Raw genomic sequence first — 2,080 nt, 5'->3', positions numbered from 1 at the left:
CAACGAGTACCACAGAGCCAGCTGACCATAGGAAAAATCCCAGCTCACAACCGATGAAGCAATTCTGAAGCACTACGCCCCTCCCACGGCGAGCGCAGAACCCCACCCTCAGATGACCAGCGCGAACAACTGGTCGAACCAGTAACCCAGCGCCAAGCCCCGCCCGGGTGTCCCGCCGCAGTACAAGCTGCGCACACTTACCGAGGCAGCTCAGTCCGGACACAGGAACGAGGCAGTGCTGCACCGAGAGCGGTGACACCGCTCCCCATCGTCCAGCGGCAAGCCATCCAATGCGCCCGGCAGTGATTGCTCCGACCGGCGAGCACACCAGCCCGAGTCCGGCCGAAAAAGACCACGTCCCCGCCGAGCCGGCGTGGCTGCATAGGGATGTGGCCTGGCTGGAAAGCTCTGGGACCAGGGCAGCCGAGGCCACAGCTGCGGGGTAGGACTTCACGCGGTCGGAACTGTTGGCCATGAGAAGCCGGTTGCAGAACATCGCAGACACGGGGTGGACGAGCGGTTACGATCAGGCCGGCGGCCTCCTGACCGGCCTTCTCTGGTGCCACCTGCTACCGGCCCCTCAAAACCCCTTCGCGGTGAGGCCCGAGTCCGGGCACCTGGCGCGGGCTATTGCACCTGTTACCGAGCAACTGCCCCAGCTCACCACGTAGGACACTGCTCCTTCGAACCCGCCCGCCGGCCCGCCCCCATGAAGCACGAACAGCGCGACGAAGCCTGACGCTGCCGCACGCACCCGAAAGGGGGCGCAGCTGGTGAGGTTTCCTCGATGAGCCTTGGGTGATGGCAGTCGCCCTTGCTACGCGTGATCAGCCACCTTTTACCCCGGCATCGGTGCCTCCACGGTGGAGTCACACCCTGTGCCGCTCGAAAAGTCGTCGCTGCACGTCAGGCCGCGTATCTGTACTCGTTGATGAGGCCGCCGAGGATCCGGGTGCGCAGGACTTTGCTGGTGCTGAGGGCGTGCGCCGCGGCGGGTTCTTTATGGGCGTCGGGTGGTAGCTGATTGCGGGATTGGTGGGGTCGGTGCTCGTTGTAGTGCTGCTTGTAGGCCGCGAGGACATGGCGGGCGTGGGCCTCGTTCGTGATCAGGACGTGGTCGAGGGCTTCGCGTCGGATGCTGCCGATGATGCGTTCGCAGTGTGCGTTCATGCGAGGAGCTTGTGGCGCACTTTTGAGGATCTCCATGTCCTCGGCCTCGAAGACGGCATCGAACACATTGCCGTACTTGCCATCGCGGTCGCGCAGCAAGAAGCGCAGGGACGCGACGCGTATGCCCAGGTCAGCCATGAGATTCCGTGCCTGCTGCGCCGCCCAGTCCTGTGTCGGGTGGGCGGTGACTCCGGTGATGTGCAGCCGCCGGGTGCCGTGCTTGAGGTACACCAGCGCATACAACCGCCTGCCGAGTGCGGTGTCGATGTGGAAGAAGTCTGCCGCGATGATGTCCTCGGCCTGCGCGGTCAGGAACTGGCGCCAGGTCGGGCCTGAGCGACGTGGCGCGGGGTCGATGCCAGCTGCGTGAAGGATCTTCCAGACCGTCGAGGCGGCGATCCGATGCCCGAGTCGGGCCAGCTCCCCCTGGATCCGTCGGTGTCTCCACCGCGGATTCTCCCGGGCCAGCCGCATAACGAGCGTCCTGATCGCTACCGGGGTGGGTGGTCGTCCGGTACGCCGGCGCGCGGTGTAGTCCCACTTCGCGGCGATGAACCTGCGATGCCAGGCAAGCAGGGCGCCGGGGGTGACAGGGAAGATCTCACGCCACTGACGCCGGGGTATCAGCCCGGACAGGGCGGCGAACCAGAACCGGTCGGCAGGCTCATAACGGACCGGCCCGGCCAACTGGCGGCGCAGGACCGCGTTCTCGTCCCCCCGCAGCACCAGCAGTTCCGCCTCCTTCACCGTCCCGCGACGAAGGAACACCGACGGAACAGTGAACAGCTTCCGGGTCACCTTGCACAGCAAGGACACGATCACGCAAGGCATCATCCCAGCGAGCTGACGGCCCCCTGTGCGGCGATGACTTTTCGAGCGGCGCAGGCCGCGAGGTCATCCCACTGCGCCG

General features: G+C 65.9%; 1 protein-coding gene. It reads right to left on the bottom strand.

Annotated features, from left to right (window positions below; translation table 11 throughout):
- Positions 1 to 906 precede the first annotated feature (906 nt).
- Positions 907 to 1,992, bottom strand: coding sequence for an integrase core domain-containing protein (locus BBH68_RS37320; protein WP_065968355.1), 1,086 nt, complete (start codon positions 1,990 to 1,992; stop codon positions 907 to 909).
- Positions 1,993 to 2,080: the final 88 nt, after the last annotated feature.

It is taken from the genome of Streptomyces sparsogenes (assembly GCF_001704635.1).
Lineage (GTDB): Bacteria > Actinomycetota > Actinomycetes > Streptomycetales > Streptomycetaceae > Streptomyces > Streptomyces sparsogenes.
Note: the sequence above shows the minus strand (reverse complement) of the source record. Positions and strands in the feature narration are given on the sequence as shown.